22 protein-coding genes are annotated in these 23,490 nt (G+C 62.9%); 14 read left to right on the forward strand and 8 right to left on the reverse strand.

Features of this window, described 5'->3' with window-relative positions; translation table 11 throughout:
- The first annotated feature begins 76 nt into the window (after window positions 1-76).
- From C0058_RS22395 to C0058_RS22405, 3 genes are all read left to right on the forward strand, one after another.
- On the forward strand, window positions 77-952 hold the full coding sequence (locus tag C0058_RS22395) for an alpha/beta fold hydrolase (protein WP_008430843.1): 876 nt from the start codon (window positions 77-79) through the stop codon (window positions 950-952).
- A gap of 98 nt (window positions 953-1,050) precedes the next feature.
- Complete coding sequence (gene dctA / locus C0058_RS22400) at window positions 1,051-2,355, forward strand: C4-dicarboxylate transporter DctA (RefSeq protein WP_003207293.1); 1,305 nt, start codon at window positions 1,051-1,053, stop codon at window positions 2,353-2,355.
- A 226-nt stretch (window positions 2,356-2,581) separates the two neighbouring features.
- Window positions 2,582-3,496, forward strand: a complete 915-nt coding sequence (locus C0058_RS22405) for a LysR substrate-binding domain-containing protein (protein ID WP_173883068.1) — start codon at window positions 2,582-2,584, stop codon at window positions 3,494-3,496.
- Window positions 3,497-3,882: 386 nt separating this feature from the next.
- Here C0058_RS22405 and leuD read toward each other — a convergent pair whose 3' ends face one another.
- The gene (gene leuD, locus C0058_RS22410) at window positions 3,883-4,497 is read right to left on the reverse strand and encodes a 3-isopropylmalate dehydratase small subunit (RefSeq protein WP_003208984.1); all 615 of its coding nucleotides are present in this window, start codon (window positions 4,495-4,497) and stop codon (window positions 3,883-3,885) included.
- Entirely contained in the window at window positions 4,494-5,915 is a 1,422-nt protein-coding gene (gene leuC / locus C0058_RS22415) for a 3-isopropylmalate dehydratase large subunit (RefSeq protein ID WP_003208986.1), read from the reverse strand. The genes leuD and leuC overlap by 4 nt, the downstream gene beginning before the upstream one ends.
- 251 nt (window positions 5,916-6,166) lie before the next feature.
- Between leuC and C0058_RS22420 the strand changes: the two genes are divergently transcribed.
- Genes C0058_RS22420 through C0058_RS22455 form a run of 8 tightly spaced genes read left to right on the forward strand, consistent with a single transcriptional unit; the run spans window position 6,167 to window position 12,321 of the window.
- Window positions 6,167-7,369, forward strand: a complete 1,203-nt coding sequence (locus tag C0058_RS22420; RefSeq protein WP_008431658.1) for a PepSY domain-containing protein — start codon at window positions 6,167-6,169, stop codon at window positions 7,367-7,369.
- Window positions 7,366-7,905: a hypothetical protein gene (locus C0058_RS22425; RefSeq protein WP_008431660.1), complete on the forward strand. Its 540-nt coding sequence runs from the start codon at window positions 7,366-7,368 to the stop codon at window positions 7,903-7,905. Before C0058_RS22420 ends, C0058_RS22425 begins: the two co-directional genes overlap by 4 nt.
- On the forward strand, window positions 7,902-8,231 hold the full coding sequence (locus C0058_RS22430) for a hypothetical protein (protein WP_003208992.1): 330 nt from the start codon (window positions 7,902-7,904) through the stop codon (window positions 8,229-8,231). Before C0058_RS22425 ends, C0058_RS22430 begins: the two co-directional genes overlap by 4 nt.
- Entirely contained in the window at window positions 8,228-8,788 is a 561-nt protein-coding gene (locus C0058_RS22435) for a DUF6162 family protein (protein WP_008431663.1), read from the forward strand. Before C0058_RS22430 ends, C0058_RS22435 begins: the two co-directional genes overlap by 4 nt.
- Before the next feature lie 26 nt (window positions 8,789-8,814).
- The gene (locus C0058_RS22440; protein WP_023659272.1) at window positions 8,815-9,735 is read left to right on the forward strand and encodes a metal ABC transporter substrate-binding protein; all 921 of its coding nucleotides are present in this window, start codon (window positions 8,815-8,817) and stop codon (window positions 9,733-9,735) included.
- Window positions 9,732-10,478, forward strand: a complete 747-nt coding sequence (locus C0058_RS22445) for a metal ABC transporter ATP-binding protein (RefSeq protein WP_102369603.1) — start codon at window positions 9,732-9,734, stop codon at window positions 10,476-10,478. Before C0058_RS22440 ends, C0058_RS22445 begins: the two co-directional genes overlap by 4 nt.
- Window positions 10,475-11,374, forward strand: coding sequence for a metal ABC transporter permease (locus tag C0058_RS22450; protein WP_102369604.1), 900 nt, complete (start codon window positions 10,475-10,477; stop codon window positions 11,372-11,374). Before C0058_RS22445 ends, C0058_RS22450 begins: the two co-directional genes overlap by 4 nt.
- Window positions 11,374-12,321 carry a metal ABC transporter solute-binding protein, Zn/Mn family gene (locus C0058_RS22455; protein WP_003208999.1) on the forward strand — a complete coding sequence of 316 codons (948 nt, stop codon included), beginning with the start codon at window positions 11,374-11,376 and terminating at the stop codon, window positions 12,319-12,321. The genes C0058_RS22450 and C0058_RS22455 overlap by 1 nt, the downstream gene beginning before the upstream one ends.
- A 149-nt stretch (window positions 12,322-12,470) precedes the next feature.
- On the opposite strand, the gene C0058_RS22460 is transcribed toward C0058_RS22455, so the two are convergent.
- From C0058_RS22460 to C0058_RS22480, 5 genes are all read right to left on the reverse strand, one after another.
- Window positions 12,471-12,695: an MbtH family protein gene (locus tag C0058_RS22460; protein WP_003209001.1), complete on the reverse strand. Its 225-nt coding sequence runs from the start codon at window positions 12,693-12,695 to the stop codon at window positions 12,471-12,473.
- 80 nt (window positions 12,696-12,775) lie between these two features.
- Window positions 12,776-14,176, reverse strand: a complete 1,401-nt coding sequence (locus C0058_RS22465; RefSeq protein WP_102369605.1) for an aspartate aminotransferase family protein — start codon at window positions 14,174-14,176, stop codon at window positions 12,776-12,778.
- Between the two features lie 150 nt (window positions 14,177-14,326).
- Window positions 14,327-15,100 (reverse strand): N-acetylmuramoyl-L-alanine amidase, encoded by a 774-nt coding sequence (locus tag C0058_RS22470; protein WP_003209007.1) that lies wholly within the window; start codon window positions 15,098-15,100, stop codon window positions 14,327-14,329.
- A gap of 123 nt (window positions 15,101-15,223) precedes the next feature.
- The gene (locus C0058_RS22475) at window positions 15,224-16,543 is read right to left on the reverse strand and encodes an ATP-binding protein (protein ID WP_102369606.1); all 1,320 of its coding nucleotides are present in this window, start codon (window positions 16,541-16,543) and stop codon (window positions 15,224-15,226) included.
- Window positions 16,543-17,223 carry a response regulator gene (locus C0058_RS22480; RefSeq protein ID WP_003209011.1) on the reverse strand — a complete coding sequence of 227 codons (681 nt, stop codon included), beginning with the start codon at window positions 17,221-17,223 and terminating at the stop codon, window positions 16,543-16,545. Before C0058_RS22480 ends, C0058_RS22475 begins: the two co-directional genes overlap by 1 nt.
- Before the next feature lie 175 nt (window positions 17,224-17,398).
- Here C0058_RS22480 and dsbD point away from each other — a divergent pair, with 175 nt between their 5' ends.
- Genes dsbD through dsbG form a run of 3 tightly spaced genes read left to right on the forward strand, consistent with a single transcriptional unit; the run spans window position 17,399 to window position 20,735 of the window.
- Window positions 17,399-19,129, forward strand: a complete 1,731-nt coding sequence (gene dsbD, locus C0058_RS22485) for a protein-disulfide reductase DsbD (RefSeq protein WP_102369607.1) — start codon at window positions 17,399-17,401, stop codon at window positions 19,127-19,129.
- Complete coding sequence (locus C0058_RS22490) at window positions 19,129-19,998, forward strand: TlpA disulfide reductase family protein (protein ID WP_003209015.1); 870 nt, start codon at window positions 19,129-19,131, stop codon at window positions 19,996-19,998. The genes dsbD and C0058_RS22490 overlap by 1 nt, the downstream gene beginning before the upstream one ends.
- The gene (dsbG, locus tag C0058_RS22495; protein ID WP_003209017.1) at window positions 19,974-20,735 is read left to right on the forward strand and encodes a thiol:disulfide interchange protein DsbG; all 762 of its coding nucleotides are present in this window, start codon (window positions 19,974-19,976) and stop codon (window positions 20,733-20,735) included. Before C0058_RS22490 ends, dsbG begins: the two co-directional genes overlap by 25 nt.
- A gap of 61 nt (window positions 20,736-20,796) precedes the next feature.
- On the opposite strand, the gene C0058_RS22500 is transcribed toward dsbG, so the two are convergent.
- Window positions 20,797-23,385 (reverse strand): hypothetical protein, encoded by a 2,589-nt coding sequence (locus tag C0058_RS22500; RefSeq protein WP_102369608.1) that lies wholly within the window; start codon window positions 23,383-23,385, stop codon window positions 20,797-20,799.
- Window positions 23,386-23,490: the final 105 nt, after the last annotated feature.

A 23,490-nucleotide genomic window follows, 5' to 3' on the forward strand; every position in this document is an offset into this window, starting at 1 on the left:
CCCCTCCACGCTTTCCCCCTTGCCCCGGGCGCCGTGTGATTTCAGGATGCAAGCAATCATCACAAGGAGTCATTCCATGTTCGCCGGATTCCAAAAAGACCAGCGCCACGTCAACGGTGTGGACATCAGCTACCGCAAAGGCGGCGCGGGTCCCGGCCTGCTCCTGCTGCACGGGCACCCGCAGACCCACGTCATCTGGCACAAGGTCGCCGAGCAACTGGCCGAACACTTCACCGTGGTCGCCGCCGACCTGCGCGGTTATGGCGACAGCAGCAAGCCCGCCGCCATTGACCATCACACCAATTATTCAAAACGCGAAATGGCCCGCGACGGCGTCGAGCTGATGAAGGCGCTGGGCTTCGACGAGTTCTCGGTGCTGGCCCACGACCGTGGCGCCCGCGTCGCCCATCGCCTAGCTCTGGACCACCCCAAGGCCGTGCAGCGCATGGTGCTGCTGGACATCGCACCAACCCTGTCCATGTACGCCCAGACCGACGAAGCCTTTGCCCGCGCCTACTGGCACTGGTTCTTCCTGATCCGCCCGGCGCCGTTGCCCGAGAGCCTGATTGAAGGCAACCCGGAACTCTACCTGCGCAGCGTCATGGGCAGCCGCAGTGCCGGGCTCAAGCCGTTCACCGATGAAGCCTTCGCCGAATACCTCCGTTGCCTGAAACTGCCGGGCACCGCCACCGGGATCTGCGAGGACTATCGCGCCGCCGCCGGCATCGACCTTGAGCACGACCGCGCCGATATCGACAAGGGCAACCACCTGGAGCTGCCGCTGCTGGTGATGTGGGGCGCCGAAGGCACCGTCGGGCGCTGCTTCGAACCCCTCAAGGAATGGCAGAAAGTCGCGACCGACGTACGTGGCAAGGCCCTGCCGGCCGGCCACTACATCGCAGAAGAAATCCCTGAAGTGCTGCTCGGCGAAGTCCTGACCTTCCTTCGCTGAGCCTTTATGAACCGCTGACCTGACCGATCCCGCCCCGCAGGCTTGAAACAGCCTGCGACGGGATCTGCTTGCCCAAAAAACGTCTCGAGATAATAAAAATGACAATCAGAAAACTGCTGGGAACCCTGTATGTGCAGGTGATCATCGCCATTGTGCTGGGCGTGTTGATCGGCAACCACTGGCCTCAGGTGGGCATCGACCTCAAGCCGTTGGGCGACGGGTTTATCAAGCTGATCAAGATGATCATCGGCCCGATCATCTTCTGCACCGTGGTCTCCGGCATCACCAGCATGCACGACGTGAAGCAGGTGGGCCGCGTCGGCGGCAAGGCGCTGCTGTACTTTGAGATCGTCTCCAGCATCGCCCTGGTAATCGGCATCCTCGCCGCGCACCTGCTGCACCCCGGCGTGGGTTTCAATATCGACGTGAAGACCCTCGACACCTCCGCCATCGCCGGTTTTGTCGGCCAGGCCGAACACGGCGAAGGCGTCACCGGGTTCCTGATGCATGTGATCCCCACTACCTTCTTCGACGCCTTCTCCAAAGGCGAAATCCTCCCGGTACTGTTTGTGTCGGTGCTGTTTGGCCTCGGGCTGGTGATGATCGGCGAGAAGGGCCGGCCCCTGGTCGGCGTGATCAACCAGGCCAGCGAAGTGTTCTTCCGCATCGTCGGGATGATCAGCCGCGTCGCGCCGATCGGGGCCTTCGGGGCCATCGCCTTCACCATCGGCAAATACGGCCTGGGCTCGCTGCTGCCGCTGTTGAAACTGGTGGGCACGTTCTACGTCACCGCGTTTTTCTTCGTCGCCGTGGTGCTGGGCAGCATCGCCCGGTATGTGGGGTTCAGCATCTTCAAGCTGCTGACCTACATCAAGGCTGAACTGTTGATCGTGCTGGGCACCAGCTCCTCCGAATCGGCCCTGCCGCAACTGATCCAGAAACTTGAAAGCCTTGGCGCGTCCAAAGGCGTGGTGGGGATCGTGGTGCCCACCGGCTACACCTTCAACCTGGACGGCACCAACATCTATATGACCCTGGCGGTGCTGTTCCTGGCCCAGGCAACCAATATCGACCTGACGCTGGAGCAACAACTGACCCTGCTGGCGGTGGCGATGCTTACCTCAAAAGGCGCCGGTGCGGTGGTGGGCGCAGGTTTTGTCGCGCTGGCCGCCAGCCTCGCGGTGGTGCCGACGGTGCCGGTGGCGGCGATGGTGCTGATCCTGGGTGTGGACCGGTTCATGGCTGAATGCCGCTCACTGACCAACATCATCGGCAATGCCGTGGCGGCGCTGGTGGTGGCGGCCTGGGAAGGTGAACTGGATCGCGAGAAAATGGCGCCCATCGCCCTCAAGCACGGCCGCCATGCACGGGCCGCCGCCCAGGCGAAGATCGCCGCCGAGTAACCCTTAAACACCAATCCCCTGTGGCGAGGGAGCTTGCTCCCGCTGGGCTGCGCAGCGGCCCCAAGATCTTTGGGAGCGCTACGCACTCCAGCGGGAGCAAGCTCCCTCGCCACAGCAAGCTCCCTCACCACAGAAGCTCCCTTGCCACAGCAAGCTCCCTCACCACAGAAACTCCTTCGCCATACCGGTGCTATTCTGGCGGTTCATGCCGCCATGCCTGTTTCTGATGAACAACAAGAAAGATACCGTGCCCCTACCTGAAGACCTGCGGGTATTCCTGACCGTGATCCGCAAGGCCGGCTTTGCTGCGGCTGCCGACGAGCTGGGTTTGTCCCCGGCCTACGTCAGCAAGCGTATCCAGATTCTCGAAACCACACTCGCCACCCGCCTGCTGCACCGCACCAGCCGCCGTATCGCCCTGACCGAAGACGGTGAGCGCGTGCAGCGCTGGGCCGTGCGGATTCTCGAAGACTTCCAGCAGTTGTCCGACGAGCTTTCCGACGCCCACGACAGCCCGCGCGGCCACCTGCATTTGTGCAGCAGCTTCGGGTTCGGCCGTAACCATGTGGCACCGGCCTTGTCGCTATTGGCCGAACAATACCCGGACCTGGAGATTCGCCTGGACCTGTTCGACCGGGTGGTGGATATCGTCAGCGAGGGTTTCGACCTGGAGATTCGCGTGGGCGACGACATCCCCGGGCAACACATCGGTCGCCGGCTGGTGAGTAACCGGCGGGTGCTGTGTGCGGCGCCCGCCTACCTCGAACGCCGTGGTGTGCCGCAGCACTTGAGCGACCTGGAACAGCACGACTGCCTGGTGCTCAAGGAGCGCGACAACGCGTTTGGTATCTGGCACCTGGAGCGCGATGGCGTGCAGGACAGCGTGCGCGTGCGCGGGCCGTTGTCGTCGAATAACGGCGAGATCGTCTTGCAATGGGCCCTGGACGGGCGCGGCGTGTTGCTGCGTTCGATGTGGGATGTGAAGCCGCTGCTGGAGCAAGGGAAACTGGTGCAGGTGCTGCACGACTACACCCAGAGCGCCAACGTGTGGGCGGTGTACCCGACGCGGCTGGCCTACTCCGGGAAGTTGCGGGCGTGTGTGGAGTTTTTGCAGGAGCACTTCAAGGGGTTGTCGATTTAGCGTGCCGGGTTTGAGTACATATCCGTTGCTGCGGTAACGGCCGCTGACGGTTCTGCTCTTACAGCGGCCTACCGGCCGGCTTGAGTGTTGTAGAGCAAAAAGCCAAATCAAAAGCGGGCACGGTCCAAATGTGGGAGCGGGCTTGCTCGCGAAGGTCGTTAACGATGACGCGGGCATTCTGGATGAACGCGGCGCTCTCAGGTTTTTCGCGAGCAAGCCCGCTCCCACAGAAAAGCAGATCTGTTTTCGCTCTGGTCTTTGCTTTTGCTTTTAACACTCAAGCCGGCCGGGAGGCCGCTGTGCTCTTGATTTTGATCTGACTGCCCCATCCAGCCCGAAGCCGAACGCAGGCAGTGCGCAGCAGCCAACCTGCAACTACAGCCCCATCACCCGAGCCAGGGATTGGCCGCCAAATGCTCCCGCTCAAACGCCTTGATCTGCTCACTGCGCTGCAACGTCGTGCCAATAGCATCCAACCCCAACAACAACGCAGTCTTGCGCAACGTATCGATCTGGAACGCAATCACCTGCCCGTCCGCCAAAAGAATCTCCTGCGCCTCCAGGTCCACACTGATCTGCGCCTGCTCAGGCTGACTCACCATCTGCCCCAACCGCTGCAACACCGCCTCCTCCAGCGTGATCAACAACACCCCGTTACGCTGGCAGTTGTCATAGAAAATCCCCGCAAAGCTGCTGCCGATCAACGCGCGAATGCCCATCTGCTTCAGGCCCCACACCGCATGCTCCCGGCTGGACCCACAGCCGAAGTTCGGCCCCACTACCATAAAACTCGCGCCCTGCCAGGCCGGCTGGTTCAGCACAAATTGCGGGTCAGGCTCCCCCGAGGGCAAAAAGCGCAAATCAAAGAACAACCCGCGATCCAGCCCGTTGCGGTCGATGCCCTTGAGAAACTGCTTGGGCATGATCACGTCGGTGTCGATATTGGCCGCCAGCATCGGCGCCGCCTTGCCGGTGATCCGAGTGAAGGGTTGCAAGCTCATGTGCGGTCTCCAAAGTGGCGAATATCCGTCAGCCGGCCAGTGATGGCCGCAGCGGCGACCATGGCCGGGCTCATCAGGTGCGTGCGGGCACCCGCGCCCTGGCGGCCTTCGAAATTGCGGTTGGTGCTGGAAGCGCAGCGGTCGCCCGGCTCCAGCACGTCGTCGTTCATCGCCAGGCACATCGAGCAGCCCGACTGGCGCCATTCAAACCCGGCGTCGATAAAGATCGCGGCAAGGCCTTCGGCTTCGGCCTGGTCACGCACTTCGGTGGAGCCCGGCACGATCATCGCCCGCACATGGTCGGCCACGTGCTTGCCGCGCACCACGCTGGCGGCGTCGCGCAGGTCTTCGATACGGGCGTTGGTGCAGGAGCCGATAAACGCGTGGCTGATCACAATGTCGCTCAACGGCATGCCGGCTTCCAGGCCCATGTAGTTCAAGGCGCGGCGCATGTCCTGGCGCAGGATCAGGTCGCTGATGTCTTGCGGGTCCGGCACGCGGGCGCCGATGGGGGCGGCCTGGTCGGGGCTGGTGCCCCAGGTGACCATCGGCTCAAGGGCGCTGGCATCCAGCTGCACTTCGAGGTCGAACACCGCGTCGGCATCCGAGTGCAGTTGGCGCCAGCCCACCAGGGCGCGTTCCCACAACTCGCCCTTCGGCGCGCGTGGCTTGCCCTTGAGGTAAGCGAAGACTTTTTCATCCGGCGCCATGAACGCTCCACGTGCGCCGGCTTCCACCGCCATGTTGCAAATGGTCATGCGCGCCTCGACGCTCAAGGCATCGATGGTCGACCCACAAAACTCAATGGCGTAGCCGGTGGCACCCGAGGCACCGATCTTGCCGATCAGCGCCATGATCACGTCCTTGGAGGTCAGCCCACGGGCCAGTTCGCCGTCCACGGTCACACGCAGGCTTTTCAGACGCTTGTAGACCAGGGTTTGCGAGGCCAGCAAATGCTCGATTTCCGAAGTGCCAATGCCAAAGCCGAACGCGCCCAAGGCCCCGTAGGTGGTGGTGTGGCTGTCGCCGGCGGCGATCACCATGCCCGGCAGGATAAAACCCTGCTCCGGGGCGATCACGTGTTCGATGCCCTGGCGCTTGTCGAGGATATCCAACAGCTCGATCCCGAAATCCCGGCAGTTTTCCGCCAGGTACGACACCTGGCGCGCGCCGCCCGCATCCGGCATGGTCGCGATGCGCTTGGGCGTGGTGGGGTTCACATGGTCGACCACCGCCAGCGCCGTACCGGGCCGCCACACACCACGGCCCGCCTCGCGCAAGCCGCTGAAAGCTTGCGGGCTGGTGTATTCATTGATCACCTGGCGGTCGATGTACAGCAGCACATGGCCCTGGTCATCCAGGCGGCACACCGTGTGGGAATCGATGTGTTTGTCGTAGAGGGTTCTGGCAGAAGTCATTATGGGGCTCGCTCAACGGTATGACCCCATCATAGGCAGCGCCCCCGCCCCATCAATCCCGCCTTGGTGATGGCTCGGAACATGTTTCGTGTTGCATGAATGCGTATCTGAAACATTTACTTTCATATCCGCCTTAGGGTTTTGTGTTTCTCATCCGTCTTAACTTAGATACAGCCGCTCGCGTCAGCAAAAGCTACGGGTGGCGTTTTCCGGGCCTTTACCGCCTCCCTCCGATCAAGACCCTCATTCACATGTCGAAGAAGTCACGCTCAAAACTCTGGTTTCTCGTGCACAGCTGGCTGGCATTGCCCATCTGGTTCTTTGTGCTGATCGTCTGCGTCACCGGCACCCTGGCGGTGGTCAGCCAGGAGATCGTCTGGCTGGCCAACCCGGACATCCGCGCCAGCAAGCCGTCGGACGATGCCGAACCGCTCACCTACGACCAGGTGATCGGCGCCATCAAGCGCGCCGAACCCCAGGTGATCGTCGAATCCCTGAGCCGCCCGGACGAATCGCACTTCGCCCTCAGCGCCGACCTCAGCTACCCCGACGGGCGCTCGCTGGAGGTCTACGTCAACCCATACACCGGGGTGATCCAGGGCATCAGCCCATCGTTCAACTTCCAGCAATTTACCCGTGCCCTGCATGGCTGGTGGCTGGTGCCTTTCACCAATGGCTACAGCTGGGGCTGGTACCTGGTCTCGCTGCTGGGCTTGCCGCTGCTGGCCTCGCTGGTCACCGGCCTCGTGGTCTACAAGCGTTTCTGGAAAGGTTTTTTCAGGCCGACCCTGCGCATTCGTCACGGTGCGCGGATTTTCTGGGGCGACTTCCACCGGTTGAGCGGCATCTGGTCGATCTGGTTTATCGCGGTGATCTCGATCACCGGCACCTGGTTCCTGATCCAGGCGATCCTGGGCGATAACCAGATCACCATTTCCAGCGAGCCGATCGTCCCGGCGATTGCCCGCGACAAAGTGCCGATGTCCGCCCCGGGCGTACCGGCGCCCATGATTCCCCTGGACGAGGCGATCAACATCGCCACCCAGCGCATTCCCGGGCTTGAGGCCAGCTTCGTGAGCCTGCCCAGCAACGCCTACAGCCACCTGCGCATCGGCGGGCGTGGCTGGTACCCGCTGATGTTCCAGACCGCGGAAATCAACCCGTACAACGGCGAAATCGCCGCCTCGCACCTGCTGTCCGACCGTTCGGCCCTGGAGTTCGTCACCGAATCCATGCGCCCGTTGCACACCGGGGACTTTGGCGGGATCTGGATCAAGCTGATCTGGGCCTTCTTCGGCCTGGTGCTGAGCATGATGGTCTTGAGCGGCTTGCTGATCTGGACCAAACGCACGGCCCTGGCCACCCTCAATGCGCTGAAACGCGAAGCCAAGGCAGCCCGTCAACCGGCGAAAACCCAGGCCTTGCAGGCTGAGACCACGGAGGCCACCCCATGAACAAGGCCATGACGGTTCAACCCCCCTCGCCCCTGCGGGCCTTCTGGCTCAAATGGCGCTTCCACATCAATATCCTGCTGTTGCTGGTGCCCCTGGGCTTCATGCCCAAGTACTTTGCCGACGCGGCACTGTTTCGCGGCGACAGCGGCCTGGGTGAACGGGAGATCGGCGAAGTACAGGTCGGCCCCTGGAGCCTGAAGCTCGCCGAGCTACGCAACGAGCCGCCGCGCCCGGACCCGGCAGGCCCGATGAAATCCTTCAACGCTGCCCTGTGTGCCACGTGCATCGACCAGGTCAAGGCGACCTACCTGCGTATCGGCAAGCCCCGCAGCCTGCGGGCGGCCGGGGTGATTTTCTTCGGCACCCCATACCGCATGGGCGCCGCGTTGCCGATCCCTGAGCGCACCCCGCTGGACGCCGAAGTGTGGATCACCATGGAAGGCTGGGACGGCGCCATGCACCAGGCCTCCATTCCCTTGAGCCAGGCATCGCCGGCCACCATCGACTGGCTGAAAAAACGAGGAGTTAAACCATGACTTTGCCGCAACTGGCCCGCACCGTTGGCGCGCTGATCCTCAGTGCCGGTTTCAGTACCGTCGCCCTCGCCCACAACCCGATGTGCGAATGCAAGGAAATCGCCGGCGAGCAGATCCAGTGCACCGGTGGTTTCTCCGATGGCAGCGGTGCCCCCGGCGTGACCCTGGATGTGATCGGCTACGACGAGACCATCCTGGTGCCCGGCAAGCTGGGAGAAGACTCGAAGCTGACCTTCAAGAAACCCTCCGCCGAGTTCTACGTGTTGTTTGATGCCGGCCCCGGCCACGTGGTGGAAATCGACCAAGCGGATATCCAGCCCCAATGAGCCGTACAACCCAAGTCGTGCGCCCGGCCGGCGCCGGGCACGAAACCCTGTATGTCCTGCTGTTGTGCCTGATCATCCTCGCCGTTGCCGGCACGGTGGTGGCCTTGCGCGGTGAAAACCAGGAGATCGCCGCCGTGCCCAGCCACCAACTGGACGCCCGCCGCGACCTCAGCGCCGCCGAGCAAGGCATCTACGCCGACCTGCGGGTGACCCTGGATGAAATCCACTTGCTGCAGGAGGAACACAGCGCTCTGCCGACGCCTGAACAGCTGGCCGAAGAGGGCTTCGCGCCCTTCGCCCAGGACGCCAGTTCGGTGAGCCGTGGCGACCACCGCTGGCAGTTGCTGGACGCGGCCTATCTGGGCCTGAGCCAGACGCCAGACCTCAGCGGTTCGCTGTTGATGCGCATCCGCGGCGCCGAGCCGGATATCTGGCTCAACCGCAGCGCCCACCTCACCGCCCCCACCGACCTCACTGACCAGGCGCTGATCAGCGCGGGCTGGCAGCAGGTAGTCGCGCAATTCGATGCCGGTGTCACCCGCCAGCATCGTCACTGAATTCACGTTGCAGCCGAGAGAAGACCATGTCTATTTCATCTCCATTATTACGTCTGGTGCTGGTCGGCCTGATCACCGTGCTGCTGGCCCCGTTCGCCAGTGCCGACCCGGCAAAGCGCCTGCGCATCGGCATCACCCTGCACCCGTATTACAGCTACGTCGCCAATATCGTCGGCGACAAGGCTGAAGTTGTCCCGCTGATTCCGGCCGGTTTCAATCCCCATGCCTACGAACCCCGCGCCGAAGACATCAAACGCATCGGCACCCTTGATGTGATCGTGCTCAACGGCGTCGGCCATGACGATTTCGCCGACCGCATGATCGCCACCAGCGAGCGCCCGGACATCCCGGTGATCGAGGCCAACGCCAACGTGCCGCTGCTGGCCGCCACCGGCAACGCTGCGCGCGGTGCCGGCAAGGTGGTCAACCCGCACACCTTCCTGTCCATCAGCGCCTCGATTGCCCAGGTGAACAACATTGCCCGGGAACTGGGCAAACTCGACCCGGACAACGCCAAGACCTACACCCAGAACGCCCGCGCCTACGGCAAGCGCCTGCGCCAGATGCGCGCCGACGCCCTGGCCAAGCTCACCAGCGCGCCCAACCCCGACCTGCGGGTGGCCACCGTGCACGCGGCATATGACTATCTGCTGCGGGAATTCGGCCTGGAAGTCACCGCCGTGGTGGAACCGGCCCACGGTATCGAGCCGAGCCCCAGCCAGTTGAAGAAAACCATCGACCAACTGCGGGAACTGGACGTGAAAGTGATCTTCTCGGAGATGGATTTCCCGTCCAGCTACGTCGACACCATCCAGCGTGAGTCCGGGGTGAAGCTGTACCCGCTGTCGCATATTTCCTATGGCGACTACAGCGCGGAAAAATACGAAGTGGAAATGACCGGCAACCTCAACACCGTGGTGCGGGCGATTCAGGAGTCCGGGGCATGACGGCGGCTGAACACCTGAGTGTGGCCAGCGTTGGCCCGACCCTCGACTTCGATAACGTCGCGCTGACCCTGGGCCGTACGGTGATCCTCGATGCAGTGAGTTTCCAGGTGCAGCCCGGCAGCATCCATGCGCTGGTGGGCCCCAACGGCGGCGGCAAAAGCTCGCTGATCAAGACCCTGCTGGGGCAAACGCCGCACCAGGGCCAGTTGAGCCTGCATTGGCCGGATGCACCCGGCACCATCGGCTACGTGCCCCAGGCGCTGGAGTTCGACCGGGGCTTGCCGATGACCGTCGACGATTTCATGGCCGCGATGTGCCAGCGGCGTCCGGCGTTTCTCGGGCTGTCCAAACATTACGCCGCCGCGATTGGCGATGCACTGGAACGGGTCGGCATGCAGGACAAGCGCAAGCGGCGCATGGGTGCCCTGTCTGGCGGTGAACGCCAGCGGGTGCTGTTGGCCCAGGGCTTGATCCCGGCACCGCAATTGCTGGTGCTGGACGAACCGATGTCGGCGCTGGACGAAGCCGGGATCCAGGTGTTCGAGCGGCTGCTGAACGACTGGCGCCAGGCCGGGATCACCGTGCTGTGGATCGAACACGACCTGGAAGCCGTCGGCCGCCTGGCCGATCGCGTCACCGGCCTGAACCGCCGTGTGCTGTTCGACGCCACGCCGAAAGAGGCACTGACCCCGGACCGCCTGCTGACCCTGTTCTCCACCCACCCACGGAGCCCGGCCTTATGAGCTATGAAGCCTTTCGCCTGATGGTCCAGGGCTGGGCGTCTTCCGGGTATCTGCCGGAAGCGCTGGCCTATGGATTTGTAGTCAACGCCCTGCTCGCCGGCCTGCTGATCGGCCCGGTGCTGGGCGGTTTGGGCACCCTGGTGGTGGTCAAGCGCTTTGCGTTCTTTTCCGAAGCCGTGGGCCATGCCGCACTGACCGGCGTGGCCGTGGGCATTCTGCTGGGGGAACCCTACACCGGGCCTTACGGCAGCCTGTTCGGCTACTGCCTGTTGTTCGGGATCCTGCTCAACTACCTGCGCAACCGCACCGGCCTGGCGCCGGACACGCTGATCGGCGTATTCCTCTCGGTGTCCCTGGCCCTGGGCGCGAGCCTGCTGCTCATTCTGGCGGGCAAGATCAACGTGCACATTCTCGAAAACGTGCTGTTCGGCTCGGTGCTGACCGTCAACGGCAATGATCTGTTGGTGCTGGCGATTGTCGGCGCGCTGGTGATGGCCCTGGCCCTGCCACTGTACAACCGCATCATGCTCGCCAGCTTCAACCCGCAGTTGGCGGCGGTGCGCGGGGTGGCGGTGAAGACCCTGGACTACCTGTTCGTGATCCTGGTGACCCTGATCACCGTGGCGGCGGTCAAGGTCATCGGCGCGATCCTGGTGGGTGCGTTGCTGGTGATTCCGGCGGCCGCCGCACGCCTGTTGAGCCAGTCGCTCAAGGGCTTCTTCTGGATCTCGGTGGTGATCGCCACCGTCAGCACCCTGTGCGGGATCCTGCTGCCGATCATCTTCGACCTGCCGATTCCGTCCGGTGCCGCGATCATCCTGGTAGCCGGTATCGCCTTCGCCATCGCCGCCATCGCCCGCGGCACGGTCCCCAGCCTGAAAGGGAATCTTGGATAATGCGCCCGATGTTTCGACCACTGCTTCTGGCCCTGGCCATCGCCACACCGGCATTCGCCGCCGACGGCGTCAAGCCACTACAGATCACCGCCAACCAAGGCGTTGGCCATGCTGCCTTGAACCAGGCCAAGGCGACAAAACCGGTGAAAGTCCTCGCCGCCTTGCCGATCACCTATGGCTTGGCGCAGGTGTTGCTCAAAGGCACTGATGTGCAGCTTGAGCGCGCGGCACCGGCCAACCTGCCCGGCTCGCGGCAAGTCGCCTATTTCACCGGGCGCGGTGCGCAGGCGCTGAACACCCTGGCGCTGGACGCCGATGCAGCCATCGGCCTGCGCTCGCTGTGGCCCGACGACCCGCTGTACCCGGTGGCCCGGCGCAGCAATATCCGCATCGTCGAAGTCGACGCCGCGCGCCCGGTGGACGGCGGCTTGCCGGGGATTGCCGTGCAGCCGGGCGCCACCGACGGCCTGAACAGCCAGCCGTGGCAAGCCAGCAACAACATGGGGCGCATGGCCGATGTGATGGCCGCCGACCTGAGCCGTCTGGCGCCCGAGGCCAAGCCGCAGATCGAAGCCAACCTGGCCGCGCTCAAGCAACGCCTGCTCAAGCTCACCGCCGACAGCGAAGCGCGACTGGCCAAGGCCGATAACCTGACGGTGGCCAGCTTGAGCGATCACTTTGGTTATCTCGTCAGTGGCTTGAACCTGGAGCTGGTCAGCACCGATGCAAGGGCGGATACCGAGTGGACACCCGAGGCGTTGCAGCAACTGAGCGAAGGCTTGAAGGAGAATGAGGTGGCCGTGGTGCTACATCACCGCAAGCCAAGCGATGCAGTGCAGGCGGCGGTCACGGCGGGCGGGGCGAAGTTGCTGGTGCTGGGCACCGATGGCGCCGACCCGGTGGCGGAACTGGAAGGCAATGTGGATCAGGTGATCAAGGCGCTGTAACGCGCCTCTCACCGGCGAAACACAGTAAATGTGGGAGCGGGCTTGCTCGCGAATGCGGTGTGACAGTCAACACATACGGTGACTGAAACAACGCCTTCGCGAGCAAGCCCGCTCCCACATTTGAGTCGGTGTTATGCCCGAGGTCCGGGTCAGCCAGCCAGCGCCTGGCTATCCATCTTCTGGCGCAAGCTCAGCGGGCGCATGTCGGTCCACACTTCTTCGATGTAGGCCAGGCACTCTTTCTTCATCCCGCTCTTGCCCACGGTGCGCCAGCCTTCCGGCACGGCCTTGTAGTCGGGCCAGATGGAATATTGTTCTTCATGGTTGACCACTACCTGAAACAGGATGTCTTCGCGGTCGAATACTGAGGTCATTGCTGTTCTCCGTCGGTGTAAGGCTGGCTGCGCACCACGCACAGCTGATGTAAGAAGGAACGTGCCAGCCCGATAAAAAATTAGAGACTGGTGACCGACGCCGCCAGGGCGCGACCAAAAATCTCGGCCACACGGTCGATTTCTGCGGCAGTAATCACCAGCGGCGGCAGGAAACGCACGACGCTGCCGTGTCGCCCGCCCAGTTCGAGAATCAACCCGCGCTTGAGGCATTCACGCTGCACCAGCGGCGCCAGTTGGCGATGCACCGGCGGGTGGCCCAGGGCATCAGGCGCACCGGCGGGGTCCACCAGTTCCACACCGAGCATCAGCCCACGGCCACGAATGTCTCCCAACTGCGGGAAGTCGCGCTGCAGGATGCGCAGGTGTTCGCCGAGGCGCTCGCCCATGGCGGCCGCGTGGGCGGGAATGTCGTGGTCCTTGAGGTAACGCATCACCGCCGAGCCGGCCGCCATGGCCATCTGATTGCCACGGAAGGTCCCGGCATGGGCGCCCGGCAACCAGGTGTCGAGCCAGTCGCGATACACCACCACCGCCAGTGGCAGGCTGCCGCCAATGGCTTTGGACAGCACGACCACGTCCGGGACAATGCCGGCATGTTCGAAGGCAAACATCTTGCCGGTGCGACCAAAGCCGCTCTGGATTTCGTCGACAATCAACGCCACACCAGCCTGCTCGGTAATGCGCCGCAGGCCGCGCAGCCAGTCGAGATCAGCCGGGATCACGCCGCCCTCGCCTTGCACCACCTCGACGATCACCGCCGCCGGCAGCAATACACCGGCCTCGGGATCGTTGAGCAGGTTTTCCAGATAATGCAGGTTGACCTTGACCCCTTCCGCGCCGCCCAGCCCGAACGGGCAACGGTAGTCGTACGGGAATGGCAGGAATTGCACGCCATTGCCGAGCAACGCGCCCAGTGGTTTCTTCGGCCCCAGGCTGCCCATCAGGCTCAGGGCGCCTTGGCTCATGCCGTGATAACCGCCCTGGAATGACAACACCGTGCTCCGCCCGGTGGCGGTGCGCACCAGTTTCAGCGCGGCCTCCACCGCATCGGTGCCGGTGGGGCCGCAGAACTGGATCTTGGCTTCCCGCGCCAGCGCCGGCGGCAGCAGGCCGAACAGGTCCTGCACGAATTGGTCCTTGACCGGCGTGGTCAGGTCCAGGGTGTGCAACGGCAATTCATCGCTCAGCACCTGGCGAATGGCATCGATCACCACCGGGTGGTTGTGCCCCAGCGCCAGGGTGCCGGCACCGGCCAGGCAATCGATAAAGCTGCGTCCTTCGACGTCCTCGACATAGATCCCGCGGGCGCGCTTGAGCGCCAGGGGAATGCGCCGTGGGTAGCTGCGGGCATTGGATTCCTGCTGGCGCTGGCGGGCCAGCAGCGGGGTTTCATCGAACTGGTAAAGCGTTTCCGCAGGGACCGCCTGGGTCTCTTCGATACGGCTGGTAGCGACTGACATCTCTCGATCCCTCAATACGCTGATGATGGTGACCAAACTGCCCACCCGTTGGCGCCAGGCCCAAGGGCCGCGCACGGATTTCCTGTTCTGGAAACGCATCAGCGAAGGGAGGATTTACACCTGTGGTCGTTAAAAACAGCTTTAGCGGATTTACCCGGCCACCCCGGTGTATTTTTCATTCAACGCATACAGGATCGCGCAGGTCTGCGCATCCAGCCGCCCACTGTAGTCAGAGGGCCGAAAATGCATCTGGAACGCACGGACACGTTGCTGGAAACCCAGGCGATTTTTCGCCGGGGCATAACCGTAGCGCTGGAACGCCCGCTCCACCTCAACCTCTGGCGGCAGGCCGATGTCGAACCGACGTTGATAGGCCATCTTGGCCACCTCTTCATACCAGGCCCCCACGCCCGCCTCGAACAGGCAGCGCCATGGCAAGCGGGGGCCGGGGTCGCTCTTGCGCCAATAGGCAATGTCGGAATGCCCGAGGATGTCGGTAGGACCGATCGCCGGGTAACGCACCTGAATGTCACGAATCAAGGCGATCAACACGTCAATCTGCTCTGCGCCATAGGCCGGGAAGGTCAACACACCGGCGTCATCCCGGGCCTGGTTGACGATTTCAATGCCGATGGAGCGGCTGTTGAGGTTATCGCGCCCGGCCCAGTGGCTGGTGCCGGCGTGCCAGGCGCGTTGCGCTTCGTCCACCAGGCGAAATACCCGCAACTCGTCATAGCCGGCGGCGCGGTAGCTGGCGTCATGGGGGTCGGCCAACAGGTAGTGGGCACTGAAACCGTCGCGGGTCAGTGCACGCAATGACGAGGCAAAGGGCGCGGCGGTGTAATGCACAATCACCTGGCGCACGGCCTGGCCATTGCGCTCATTGAAGTCGTTTGCGGGATACGTGGAATCGATAACCAACATAGGGGCTGTCCTTTTCAACACAGGCCGAGTCATTCAGCCGGTTCAAACACAAAAAAATGACCGCCATCCTGAAGCGTTGCGCTTGAGGATGGCGGTAGCTATGTGTGCTGTGAAAAGAAGGTTTCAGCGCCGCAACGGCATGCCCAGGTCGACGCGCATGCCATCGGCCTGGCTGTCGAATTTCAGGGAGCACGAGCAGCGCTGCACGATGGCCTGGACGATCGCCAACCCCAGGCCGCAACCCGGGCTGTTGCCGTTGCGCCAGAAGCGCTGGGTCAAGTGTTGCAAGTCTTCGCTGGAAATCGGCGCGCCATGGTCACGCACCCGGAACACCACGTTGTCACCCGTGCTGGACACACTCAGCTCCACCCGGGTATCGGCCGGGGTGTGGCGCAGCGCATTGTCCAGCAGGTTGCGCAGGGCGGCGACGGCCAGGCCCACCGGCATTTCCAAAGGTTTTTCGGACAAACCGTCTGCCAGGATCAGGTCAATACGCTGATTGTCGCCGCCGTTGGCATCCTGGATCGCCAGTTGCGCAACTTGCTCGGCACTCGATTGCAGGCCGTCATCAAACGACAGGCTGCCTTCGACCCGCGCCAGCAGCAGCAACTGCTCAAGGGTGCGGTGCAAGCGGTCGGCGCCCTCTTCAGCATGGGCCAGGGACTGGTCACGGGCGGCGCCTTCGGTCATGCGCGCCACTTGCAGGTGGGTCTTGATCGCGGTCAACGGGCTGCGCAGTTCGTGGGCCGCGTCACCGGTCAAGCGGCGTTCGCGTTCGATGGTCTTGGCGATGCGTTGCAGCAACTGGTTCTGGGTGTCGAGCAGTGGCTTGAGTTCGCTGGGCAGCGGGCTGATCTGCAACGGTTCGAGGGAGTCGGCACTGCGGCGCATCAAGGCGTCACGCATGCGGTTGAGCGGCAACAGGCTCTGGCCGATCCCCAGCCACAACAGGCACAGGCAGCCCAACAATGCCACGCCCACCGGCACCGAGGCGGCCAGCAGGATCGACAGGTTCAACGCTTCACGCTCCACCTGCCGGTCGGCGGTGGTGATAAACAAATCGCCACGGGACAGGGTAAAGCTGCGCCAGCCCACGCCATCAATCATCTGGTCGCGAAAGCCGCTCTTGCGCGACTCCAGGCCCTGGTCCGGCGTGGTGTGGCTGCGGGCCAAAACCACGCCGCGCAAGGAACTGACCTGGCACGCCATACCGCCTGGCACGTTCAATTGTTCGGCGCTGAAGTGCGCGCCCTCCCCCGTGCTGGAGAGGCCGGGCATTTGCTCCATCAGGCCCGCCACCATGCGTGCCGACGCCACCAGGCGCTGGTCGAGGGAAAACATCATCTGGTTGCGCAGGTCGTTGAGCATCCACGCGGCGGCCAGGACCCAGATCAGCACGAAAGCTGCGCCGAGCTTGAAGGTCAGCCGCAGGCGCAGGCTCATCACGAAGCGTCCTCTCCACCGTCAGCCGGGCCCAGGCGATAGCCCAGGCCGCGCACGGTTTCGACGATGCCGTTGCCGAGTTTGCGCCGCAGGTGGTGGATGTGCACGTTGAGGGCGTTGCTTTCCAGTTCGTCGTTCAGGCCGTAGACGCTGTCCTTGAGCTGCTCGCTGGAGAGCACCCGGCCGCGGTTCTGCAACAGGGCCTGCAACAGCGCCTGCTCGCGGCGGGACAGGTCCACCGACTCACCGCCCAGCAACGTTTCGCGGCTGCTGGGGTTGTAGGTCAGGCGCCCGTGCTCGATCAGGTTGACGCTGCGCCCAGCCACCCGGCGCAACAGGGTGTGCAGGCGTGCGGCGAGTTCGCGCAGGTCGAAGGGTTTGAGCAGGTAGTCGTCGGCACCGGCCTGCAGGCCGTCAACGCGGTTGGTCACCGAATCCCGTGCGGTCAGGATCAGCACTGGAATCTCCAGGCCCTGGCTGCGCAGTTGCTGCAACAGCTTCAAGCCGTCTTCATCCGGCAGGCCGAGGTCGAGTACCATCACGTCGAATTCCGCCACCTTGAGCATCGCCCGGGCAGCCGCAGCCGTGCCGACGCGCTCGACCGTCAGGCCCTGGGCGCTGAGCCCGGCAACAATGCCGCTGGCGATCAGCTCGTCGTCTTCACAGACCAGTACGTGCATGGTGAACCCTTTGCAAAATGTGAGGGTGATTAAAAAGGCAGTGGATTAAGCGTGCATTATGCCGCCAACGCCAAGAATCCCGGATAATCGCTTCTTTCTAGGATAGCCCGGTTAATCATCGGTTAATCAACGCCACACATTGTGTGTCCCACTTGCTTCGAACTAAGGCTTGATCATGCGGCATCTGTTTATCTTCCTGCTGGTGTTGTTTGCTGGATTCACCCAGGCCGCGCCTGGCAACAATCCATTCGAGACCAAACCCGACTTCCTCCCGGTGGGCAAAGCCTTCACCTTTACCTCCGAGCGTCTGGCCTCCGGCGAAACCCAGTTGTATTGGCAGATTGCCGACGGTTACTACCTGTACCAGCAGCGCATGAAATTCGATGGCCTGGCCGAAAAGCCGACGTTGCCCCAGGGCGAAGCCCACAGCGACGAGTTCTTTGGCGAGCAGCAAGTCTATCGCCAGGGCCTGGAAGTGAAGATTCCCGCTGGCGCCACCGGCCAGGTCAAGCTCGGCTGGCAAGGCTGCGCCGATGCCGGCCTGTGCTACCCGCCGCAATCGATCACCGTGGATCTGGGCGGCAACCCTGCCGTCGCCGCCACCGGCCAGGCCCAGGACCAAAGCCTGGCCAGCGGCCTGCAACAACGCAGCCTGGGCTGGAGCCTGCTGGTGTTCTTCGGCCTGGGCCTGCTGCTGGCCTTCGCCCCGTGTTCCCTGCCGATGTTGCCGATCCTCGCCGGCCTTGTGGTCGGCAGCGGCGCCAGCCCACGGCGCGGCTTTGCCCTGGCCGCCAGCTACGTGGTGTGCATGGCGCTGGTGTATGCCGCGCTCGGTGTATTGGCTGCGCTGCTCGGCAGCAACCTCGCCGCCCTGCTGCAAACCCCGTGGATCCTCGGCAGCTTCGCTGCGTTGTTTGTGATTCTCGCCCTGCCGATGTTCGGCTTCTTTGAACTGCAACTGCCGGCCTTCCTGCGCGATCGCCTGGACAACGTCAGCCGCAACCAAAGCGGCGGCAGCCTGGTAGGCGCCGGCGTGCTCGGCGCCCTGTCCGGCTTGCTGGTGGGCCCGTGCATGACCGCGCCCCTGGCCGGCGCGCTGTTGTACATCGCCCAAAGCGGCAACGCCCTGCACGGCGGCCTGATCCTGTTTGCCATGGGCATCGGCATCGGTGTGCCACTGTTGCTGCTGGTGACCGTGGGCAACCGCTTCCTGCCCAAGCCTGGCACCTGGATGAATATCCTCAAGGGCATCTTCGGTTTCCTGTTCCTCGCCACCGCCGTGCTGATGATTCGCCCGGTGGTCGGTGAAACCCTGTGGCTCGGCTTGTGGGGTGTGCTGGCGCTGGTCATGGCCTACTGCGGCTGGCGCCTGGCCCACGATTTCGGGCGTACCGCCATGCTGTTCGGTGCCGGTTCGCTGGTGCTGGGCCTCTGGGGCAGCGTATTGGTGATCGGCGCGGCCGGCGGCAGCGACGACCTGTGGCAACCGCTGAAGGTCTACAGCGGCTCGCGGATAGCCGGTGCTCCCACCGCCCACGAAGCCTTCATGACCATCAACGACCCGGCCGTACTGCAAAGCCAGCTCGACAGTGCCAAGGCCCAGGGCCAATGGGTACTGGTGGACTACTACGCCGACTGGTGCGTGTCGTGCAAGATCATGGAAAAACAGGTGTTCGGCAAACCCGAGGTACTGGACGCCCTCAAAGACGTGCGCCTGCTGCGCCTCGACGTCACCGCCGACAACGCCGCCAGCCGCGAGCTGCTGGGCCGCTACAAGGTCCCCGGCCCGCCGAGCTTCGTCTGGATCGGCCCCGACGGTGAAGAGCGCCGCGCCCAGCGCATCACCGGCGAAGTCGACGCCGCCGCCTTCCTGCAACGCTGGACCCAAGCCCGGGAAGCCCTCTGATGCTGACACTGACCATCGGCACCTTCGCCATCGCCCTGAATCACTTGCTGCTGATCACGGCGTTGATCCTCGCCACCCTGGTGGGCTGGCGGGTGGCCAAGCGCGGCGGCGAGAACCCCGAGTCGGTGCTGTTCACCCTGTTTCTGCTGGGTATGCTCGCCGCACGCGTCAGCTTCGTATTGATGTACTGGTCGTACTACCAGAATGACCCGCTGCAAATCGTCGACCTGCGCGACGGCGGTTTTCTCGCCTGGCCCGGCGTGATCGTGCTGATCATCGGCGCGCTGATCTACGGCTGGCGCCGCCCGCTGCTGCGCAAGCCACTGAGCGCCGGCGTGATCACCGGCCTGGCGTTCTGGGCCCTGACCAGCCTGTCCCTGACCCTCTACGAAAAAGGCACGCACCTGCCGGACATTGCCCTGCGCAACGCCAATGGCGAAACCGTGCAACTGGCCGACTACAAGGGCGGCCCGCTGGTGATCAACCTGTGGGCCACCTGGTGCCCGCCGTGCCGGCGCGAAATGCCGGTACTGGAAAGTGCCCAGCGCCTGCGCCCGGACGTGACCTTCCTGTTCGTCAACCAGGCCGAAAGCATGCAAAGCGTCGCCACCTACCTGGCGACCCAGGGCCTGAACCTGGACAACGTGCTGTTCGACGCCAGCGGCCGCCTCGGCCAGGCCGTCGGCTCCATGGCCTTGCCCACCACCCTCTTCTACCAACCTGATGGTCGCCTGATCAACAGCCACCTGGGCGAACTCTCACAGGCCAGCCTGGCCCGCGCCATGGAGCGCTTCGAGCCGACCCCCGCCAAACCGGCCTTGCCGGCCACCACAAGGAATTCGCCATGCTCCGCCTCCGCCACCTGCTGACACTCCTGCCCCTGACCCTGGCCGCCAGCCTGGTCCACGCCGAAGACTGGCCGGCGCCGATCAAGAACATCGAGGCCAAGGGTGCCAAGATCATCGGCAAGTTCGATGCGCCCAGCGGCCTCACAGGTTACGCGGCGCAATACCAGAACCGTGGCATGGCGCTGTACCTGACTGCCGATGGCAAAAGCGTGATTGCCGGCAACCTGTACGACGCCGATGGCAATGACCTGAGCACCGCGCCGCTGGAGAAACTGGTGTATGCGCCGATGGCCAAGGAAGTCTGGGCCAAGATGGAACACAGCAACTGGATCCAGGACGGCAACAAGGACGCGCCGCGCATCGTGTACCTGTTCAGCGACCCGAACTGCCCGTACTGCAATATGTTCTGGGAACAGGCACGGCCGTGGGTGAAGTCGGGCAAGGTACAGTTGCGGCACATCATGGTGGGGATTATCCGTGAAGACAGCCCGGGCAAGTCGGCCGCGCTGTTTGCCGCCAAGGACCCGCAACAGGCCTTGGAAGCCCATGAGTCGGCCGGTAAAGGCAGCAAGTTGCAGGCGCTGGAGAAGATCCCGGCGGATATCCAGGCCAAGCTTGATTCGAATATGAAGCTGATGGACGAACTGGAGTTGTCGGCCACGCCGGCAATTTTCTATCTGGATGACAAGGGCGGGTTGCAGCAACAGCAAGGAGCGCCGTCGCCGGATAAGCTGGTGAAGATTCTCGGTCCGAAATAATCAGCCCTAGCCTGTAAAGACAATGCCCGCATCGAAGCGGGCATTGTCTTTTCAGCGCGGATTAAATCCCCTCGACCAGGAAATCATCCATGTACCAATCGTTGCCGCTCGTAGCGCCTTCATGGCTATAGATTTCCAGCAGCACGGGAGCGATGGTTGGCGTAAAGGTGAAGCTCAGTGTGTGCCAGTTCAGGTCAACCAACTCTTCCACCGGTGTTTGTTGAATGGAGTCTTTGCGCAACGATAACTTGGGCGTCGCGAACGCAACGCTGTACCGTCGAACCCGTACGGAAAACCGGTAAGTAAAACCGCTCTCCAAATCCAAGAAGCGCCGCTGCAGGATCGGGCCGAAACTGTTATTGGTAAATGTGAAATTCCTGACTGCGTAATCCGGCTTGCCGTCAGGTCCCGTCCCCATATATTCAATGCTGATATCCCTGGCATCGGGTGCGCCTGACCCTACGGTCCATAAACCCAAGGTCTGATCGTTGAAATCCGTCAGGTCTCTGTACTGCTTGCGCAACAGCAACATCAGCACAGGGAACACAATTGCTTCGCTCACATGGGAGCTGCCGTCCGCCGTAACCTTGAACACGATGTTCAATACGGACCTGTGGCGAAACTTTTCCAGTTCCTCACGAGGCAGAACGTGCGACAACCCATGGTTTGCCTGCTCTTGCGTGATCGGCTCATTGACCAGCAGCTTGAGGGTATGGGACGACCCGTCGAGCAAGGTTCCCGTACATTCCAGCCAGCCCTTTTGCCCCGCCAGGATGAACCACCAGGCTTGCAGCGTAATCTCGGCATCCCCGGTAAAGGTGCGCAAGTCCAGTGTCCCCTGGCCACCGGGCAATTGAGTGGCCTGCGGCACCTCTGGCGCAGGCAAGCGCTGCGGGACACTGATCTGTAGCTCCAGGTCAGCTGACGTGACGTGCTTGCATGCGCTCGCGACGCTGTAACTGACGGGCACTGTTTTGCCGCTTCCAGCGATTACAGCCTCGCGGGGAATGGTGAAGTCAACGTACTTCGGATCAGTGTTACCCGGCTTGGGTGGCAACGGCAGGCAACTACCGTCCGATTGTGTCCAACACACGCTGATCTCGTCATGAGCACTGATGTGGTCATATTCCACCCGTGCCGTCACGCCATCACGGCCATTCCATACCGTCAACTGCGAGCCCACGGCCTCCCGAATGGTCAAGGGTTTCAGGACCAGGTCTTCCTGATGAATATCCAGGTGCAGCACAGGAAACGGCTCGGCGCTGGCCCTGTCGGACCGGCCATCGAAGTTCACCGCAAAATGCACGTCAAAGCGGCTGCAATCGGCCAGCTTTTGCAGATCGCGGCGGGACAGCAGCGTACTGACGCCCTCCTGCTGCCATTGCTCGGAGAGCGGCTCGCCGTCCAGCACATCGAAGCGATAAGGCGCGCCATCTTCCCGCTCACCGGTTACCCACATCCAGCAGGGCTGCCCCAAGGCGCCGTAGGCATAGGCCGCCACCGTCAGTTGCGCGTCCCCCTGGAACGTATTGAGGTCCAGCGTACTGCCCGTGGCCTGTTCCACCTGCGGCTTGGGCAGGCCGGAGATATTCAGGATTTTTACCGGTCGCGGCAGCGCCGACCAGGTTTGCCCTTCCCGTCGGACGGTGTAGCGGACCGACACCTGCTTATTGAAATTGGCGCTGATGGCTGACGCCGGCACATTAAAATCAACAACGTCCCGATTGTCGGCCTGCTTGCACTCGATTACCGGAGTGCCTGCCCCGGCAGTCCCTTCCCAGAAGGCGCAAACCCAGTCGCAAGGGCACATATGCTCATAGCTGACCCGGATGGTCGCACCGTCCCGGGTATTGACCGGATTCAATACGAGATTTTCAGGTGTGATTTGCGTGGCTTCCACCACCGTGGGCGCTACGAGATCCAAATGAGGCTCGATGAGCAACGTCAACACCAAACCAGAAATCAGCCGATACACCGGCCTGGAACCCGCACGCGGCAAAAACTCAACGTAGAACGCAATATAAAGCTCACTGTCATGCTTGAGCGTGGCCAGCTCGGCACGGGACAACTTTCGGGTCCAGCCGTGGCGCACGTCCTCATCTGTTACCGGTGCATCTTCATAAGGGTAGAGACTGGCCTTGGACCCATCAGGGTAAATCCCCCCGATATAGACCTGAGCCACTTGAACCGGGTCGATGAACGGCCAGGCGTCGACATGCAGAACCGGGTCTTCACCGCACAACAAGGACAGGTCCAGAACACCGCCTGAGGCTTGAAAGATCTGCAGTTGCGGCAAATTGGACGGCAACTTGATGAACACGTCGGCAACGGGGGAAGGATGTTCCTCGCCATCGCGGGTAACGACATAGGAAAACAGCGCGAAGTTATCAATGCGCAGCCCTACGTAATACGGGGGTACGTGGAACTCGACCGAGCCCGCTTCGACGCCATCCTGGGAGGCAATCGGCGCGTATTCCCCCGGTGTCGACTCCCAGCGCAACGCAATACTGTCGGTGCTGAGCATCCCTTCGTAGAACACCCGGACAGTAGCCCCCTCCAGCAACTGGAGCGGGTCAACCCGGGGCTCTCCCTCGGCCTCGATCAACTGTGGCTTGGGCAGATCAAGGGTCAACGGTGATGACTTGGGCATGATAGAACTCCATTTCAACGAGTGATGGTGTTGCCCATCACACGCCGAAATGCCCCCCTTGCCTACTGTCAGAATTCACAGTTCGAACCTTAACAACCGCGCCAC

The sequence above is a fragment of the Pseudomonas sp. NC02 genome (genome assembly GCF_002874965.1).
Taxonomy (GTDB): domain Bacteria; phylum Pseudomonadota; class Gammaproteobacteria; order Pseudomonadales; family Pseudomonadaceae; genus Aquipseudomonas.

Coding starts and splice junctions, on each gene's coding strand:
- leuC (WP_003208986.1), bottom strand. CDS start 5,915: ATGACTTCTGCCAGAACCCTCTACGACAAACACATCGATTCCCACACG.
- C0058_RS22435 (WP_008431663.1), top strand. CDS start 8,228: ATGAGCCGTACAACCCAAGTCGTGCGCCCGGCCGGCGCCGGGCACGAA.
- C0058_RS22455 (WP_003208999.1), top strand. CDS start 11,374: ATGCGCCCGATGTTTCGACCACTGCTTCTGGCCCTGGCCATCGCCACA.
- C0058_RS22425 (WP_008431660.1), top strand. CDS start 7,366: ATGAACAAGGCCATGACGGTTCAACCCCCCTCGCCCCTGCGGGCCTTC.
- C0058_RS22475 (WP_102369606.1), bottom strand. CDS start 16,543: ATGAGCCTGCGCCTGCGGCTGACCTTCAAGCTCGGCGCAGCTTTCGTG.
- C0058_RS22500 (WP_102369608.1), bottom strand. CDS start 23,385: ATGCCCAAGTCATCACCGTTGACCCTTGATCTGCCCAAGCCACAGTTG.
- C0058_RS22450 (WP_102369604.1), top strand. CDS start 10,475: ATGAGCTATGAAGCCTTTCGCCTGATGGTCCAGGGCTGGGCGTCTTCC.
- C0058_RS22460 (WP_003209001.1), bottom strand. CDS start 12,695: ATGACCTCAGTATTCGACCGCGAAGACATCCTGTTTCAGGTAGTGGTC.
- C0058_RS22420 (WP_008431658.1), top strand. CDS start 6,167: ATGTCGAAGAAGTCACGCTCAAAACTCTGGTTTCTCGTGCACAGCTGG.
- dctA (WP_003207293.1), top strand. CDS start 1,051: ATGACAATCAGAAAACTGCTGGGAACCCTGTATGTGCAGGTGATCATC.
- dsbG (WP_003209017.1), top strand. CDS start 19,974: ATGCTCCGCCTCCGCCACCTGCTGACACTCCTGCCCCTGACCCTGGCC.
- C0058_RS22405 (WP_173883068.1), top strand. CDS start 2,582: ATGAACAACAAGAAAGATACCGTGCCCCTACCTGAAGACCTGCGGGTA.
- C0058_RS22445 (WP_102369603.1), top strand. CDS start 9,732: ATGACGGCGGCTGAACACCTGAGTGTGGCCAGCGTTGGCCCGACCCTC.
- C0058_RS22465 (WP_102369605.1), bottom strand. CDS start 14,176: ATGTCAGTCGCTACCAGCCGTATCGAAGAGACCCAGGCGGTCCCTGCG.
- dsbD (WP_102369607.1), top strand. CDS start 17,399: ATGCGGCATCTGTTTATCTTCCTGCTGGTGTTGTTTGCTGGATTCACC.
- leuD (WP_003208984.1), bottom strand. CDS start 4,497: ATGAGCTTGCAACCCTTCACTCGGATCACCGGCAAGGCGGCGCCGATG.
- C0058_RS22440 (WP_023659272.1), top strand. CDS start 8,815: ATGTCTATTTCATCTCCATTATTACGTCTGGTGCTGGTCGGCCTGATC.
- C0058_RS22430 (WP_003208992.1), top strand. CDS start 7,902: ATGACTTTGCCGCAACTGGCCCGCACCGTTGGCGCGCTGATCCTCAGT.
- C0058_RS22470 (WP_003209007.1), bottom strand. CDS start 15,100: ATGTTGGTTATCGATTCCACGTATCCCGCAAACGACTTCAATGAGCGC.
- C0058_RS22395 (WP_008430843.1), top strand. CDS start 77: ATGTTCGCCGGATTCCAAAAAGACCAGCGCCACGTCAACGGTGTGGAC.
- C0058_RS22490 (WP_003209015.1), top strand. CDS start 19,129: ATGCTGACACTGACCATCGGCACCTTCGCCATCGCCCTGAATCACTTG.
- C0058_RS22480 (WP_003209011.1), bottom strand. CDS start 17,223: ATGCACGTACTGGTCTGTGAAGACGACGAGCTGATCGCCAGCGGCATT.